Origin of the sequence: Anoxybacillus suryakundensis (assembly GCF_001418025.1) — a bacterium.
GTDB classification, from domain to species: domain Bacteria; phylum Bacillota; class Bacilli; order Bacillales; family Anoxybacillaceae; genus Anoxybacillus; species Anoxybacillus tengchongensis.
Genome location: NZ_LIOK01000037.1, coordinates 1 through 3,328, shown reverse-complemented (window position 1 = coordinate 3,328; position 3,328 = coordinate 1). Strand labels below are relative to the sequence as shown.

The 3,328-nt window shown below is 40.1% G+C and carries 4 protein-coding genes and 1 tRNA gene; 3 read left to right on the top strand and 2 right to left on the bottom strand.

The window, feature by feature from the left end:
- Positions 1-103 precede the first annotated feature (103 nt).
- The gene (locus ASC42_RS13520; protein ID WP_055442111.1) at positions 104-766 is read left to right on the top strand and encodes a B3/B4 domain-containing protein; all 663 of its coding nucleotides are present in this window, start codon (positions 104-106) and stop codon (positions 764-766) included.
- Positions 767-854: 88 nt separating this feature from the next.
- Here ASC42_RS13520 and ASC42_RS13515 read toward each other — a convergent pair.
- Positions 855-928: transfer RNA gene (locus tag ASC42_RS13515), tRNA-Gly, on the bottom strand.
- A 464-nt stretch (positions 929-1,392) separates the two neighbouring features.
- Here ASC42_RS13515 and ASC42_RS13510 point away from each other — a divergent pair.
- Positions 1,393-1,809, top strand: a complete 417-nt coding sequence (locus ASC42_RS13510) for an SRPBCC family protein (protein WP_055442110.1) — start codon at positions 1,393-1,395, stop codon at positions 1,807-1,809.
- Positions 1,810-1,812: 3 nt separating this feature from the next.
- Entirely contained in the window at positions 1,813-2,142 is a 330-nt protein-coding gene (locus ASC42_RS13505; protein ID WP_055442109.1) for an ArsR/SmtB family transcription factor, read from the top strand.
- A gap of 29 nt (positions 2,143-2,171) precedes the next feature.
- Here ASC42_RS13505 and ASC42_RS13500 read toward each other — a convergent pair whose 3' ends face one another.
- Positions 2,172-3,233: a LacI family DNA-binding transcriptional regulator gene (locus ASC42_RS13500; RefSeq protein WP_072242761.1), complete on the bottom strand. Its 1,062-nt coding sequence runs from the start codon at positions 3,231-3,233 to the stop codon at positions 2,172-2,174.
- Between the last annotated feature and the right edge of the window lie 95 nt (positions 3,234-3,328).

Here is a 3,328-nt window from a genome sequence, read left to right as displayed (position 1 = left end):
CCGTGGGCAAGTCACCCAAGAATATACGATTGTCAAGGAGCGTATCGAACTGGAAGTTCGATTTAAAAATCTTTCTAAACATACTATACGAGGAGTGAACGATATGTTAACCATTTGTGACACGGTAAAACAGCGCGTATCTCATTTTAAAATCGGCGTCCTTACATACGATCAAATCGTTGTCGGTCCGTCCCCTAACATGTTGAAAGGAAAGCTTCGCCAATTTCAAGAGTTGCTATATTTCGATATGGAGCAAACTCCGCTAGGTGAATGGCCAGAAGTGAAAGAATGGCGATCTGTCTTTAAACAAATTGGCACCGATCCGAGCCGTTATCGCCCTTCGTCCGAAAGTTTGCTTCGTCGTGTGCACAAGCAAAGCTTTATTCCATCCATTCACTCAGCTGCTGATGTGAATAACTTTTTTTCCTTATATTATAAACTACCGATCGGCATTTATGATCGGGATCATCTAACAGGAGATATCGTTGTCACGATCGGTACGCAAGCAGATGAATATATAGGCATCAATGATCGGATAACAAACTTTGAACGAAAACTCGTCACAAAAGACGCTCAAGGTTCGTTCGGCAGCCCAATCGTTGATTCGAAGCGAACAATGGTCACAGAGCAAACAACTCACGCCATTCAAGTCGTATACTTCTTACCTTCGTTTACAGAAATACAATGTGAACAAATGTTGCAAGCGATGAAAGAGATGTTTATCCAAATTCACGGTGGTACAGCACATACTAAACTCATCATATAACATATAAACCAATACGGGGCAAGTAAAATAAAAAAACGCAATGCCCCGTTCATCTTCGAAACGAAACACTGCGTTGTCCCCGTATGTATGGAGCGGGTGATGGGAATCGAACCCACGACATCAGCTTGGAAGGCTGAGGTTTTACCACTAAACTACACCCGCATACTTAAATTGACTATGCCTATCATCATTCAGCACGCCCTACCATGCCTCTTCCTCTACTCGCCTACTCGATGATGATCGATGCGTCGAGGCAACTCGCTGCTTATTCGACGATGCGTCGCTCGTGGCTGAGGTTTTACCACTAAACTACACCCGCATATGCAGAAAAAGTAGAAATTTGTCGAATGAAATGTAAAAATAAAAAACAGGAATCCCTGTTTCGTAATTACGTTTTACATTATATCGACTCCCCTCAGACAAGTCAATACCTTGTTCACAACTTTTTCAAAAATACATCACTCATCTCTTTATAACCGATTTTTCCTATAAAATCGATGAACGCATGTATGACAATGATAAACATCTTGCATGAGGAAAGTGAGGAAAGAATTTGACATAACACCTTAAGGTTTCATATAATAAAAAACGAAACTAAAAGGTTATATATTTTAGGAGGATCATTTATGAGCCAAATGGTACAAGATATTCAACAAACAATCATCATTGAAGCGCCAATTCAAAAAGTATGGAATATGGTGTCTACATCTGAAGGAATAGCTTCATGGTTTATGCCAAATGATTTTCAACCAATTGAAGGACATGAGTTTCACTTACAAACTCCTTTTGGCTCTTCACCGTGCAAAGTGTTAAAAATAGAACAACCTCGTATCCTTTCATTTTCGTGGGATAAGGATGGATGGATCGTCTCTTTCATTTTAAAAGACTTAGGCGACAAAACAGAGTTTACCCTCATTCACGGGGGATGGGGCAGCGCAGATGATATTCTTCCGAAAGCAAATGAGAAACAATCTGTTGTTCGTGATCGAATGGCACAAGGTTGGACAGGAATTTTGGAAAAGCTTCGAAAGGTTGTGGCATAATACGTGGCGCCAGCAAAAAAACACGATGTTTTTCAAGCCATTGCGGACAAAACAAGAAGAGATGTATTACGTTTATTAGCTGAAAAAAAAGAACTACCCATCTCTGCTATTGCAGCCCATTTTCCAATTAGCCGAACAGCCATTACAAAACATTTAAACATTCTCGCCGAAGCAAATTTAGTCCAAAGTCGAAAATCTGGGAGAGAAAAAATTTATCATCTCCATACGGAACCGTTATTAGAGTTAAAACAATGGCTCGCATTTTATGAACGCTTCTGGGAGAATAAGTTGTCTATTTTAAAACATGTGGTTGAAAATGAGGAACATTCGTAGCCCCCTTTGTAACAATTAGGGGGCTTTCTTTACATTTTCCCAGACATCAATCCGTACAACCGATTGCTTCCGCAAGACTCTCGAATAATTAATTCAGGTTCAACCATGACTGCTTTCGGCTGAAATTGACGGTGTATAATATCTCGTAACATATATGCGGCAAGCCGCCCAATTTTTTCTTTATCTTGGCGAACCGAAGTTAATGGCGGATCAGTATAATTGCATGCCTCGATATCATCACATCCAACAATTGCGATATCCTCAGGCACTTTTAACCCTCTTTCTTTTACCGCTTTCATCGCACCAAAGGCCATTAAATCTGACGCCGCAAATATCGCTTCAGGATGATGTGACGATTGTAATATTTTTTTCATTGCCTCATAGCCACTTTCCATAAAAAAATCCCCTTGGGCGAACCATTCATCATGAATAGTTAACCCAAATTCTTTCATCGTGTTACGAAATCCTTCTTCGCGAATTTTTGTCACTTGTGCCCCAGGCAAACCGCCAATGTAGCCGATATGGCGATAGCCACATAAATAAAAGTGTTCTACGACTTTCGCGGAAATTTTATAGTTATCTGTCATAATGTATGCCGAACGGCTTCCCTCGAGCGGAATATCTACGCCGATACATGGAATGTCGCTCATGTCTAAACGATAAATGGACGGTTGCACTTTTTCACCACTAATAATGATTACCCCATCGACTTTGTAGCGCATCGCTCGCTCGTAATAATCTTCCTCTCCCTCTTCAAATCGCTCATTTGAAAAAAAGAGAAGATCATAACCGAACGCCCCCATTGTTTTTTTAAAAGAATTCATCACCTCGATAAAAAAGGGATGGTTAAAATCCGCATTAATTTCTCCCGCATAAATAACACCAACTACTCTCGACTTATGAGCAGTATCTTTTTGAATGCGAGCAGCGACATACCCAGTCTGCTCCATAATTTCTAGCACTTTTTTTTTCGTTTCCTCACCGACATCATGATAGTTATTTAACACTTTCGATACCGTACCTGGTGACACACCCGCTAATTTCGCAATTTCTTTAATAGTAATTTTCATACGATCCCTTCTTAACTTCATAAGGTATTGTCAAAAGTTTTAAAGACATACCCTAAGTTTTTATTGATTTTATGCGGTTTTCGACAAAAAAAGCTTGCCACCCCTGCTGTTTTTGG

Coding starts and splice junctions, on each gene's coding strand:
- ASC42_RS13510 (WP_055442110.1), top strand. CDS start 1,393: ATGAGCCAAATGGTACAAGATATTCAACAAACAATCATCATTGAAGCG.
- ASC42_RS13500 (WP_072242761.1), bottom strand. CDS start 3,233: ATGAAGTTAAGAAGGGATCGTATGAAAATTACTATTAAAGAAATTGCG.
- ASC42_RS13520 (WP_055442111.1), top strand. CDS start 104: ATGTTAACCATTTGTGACACGGTAAAACAGCGCGTATCTCATTTTAAA.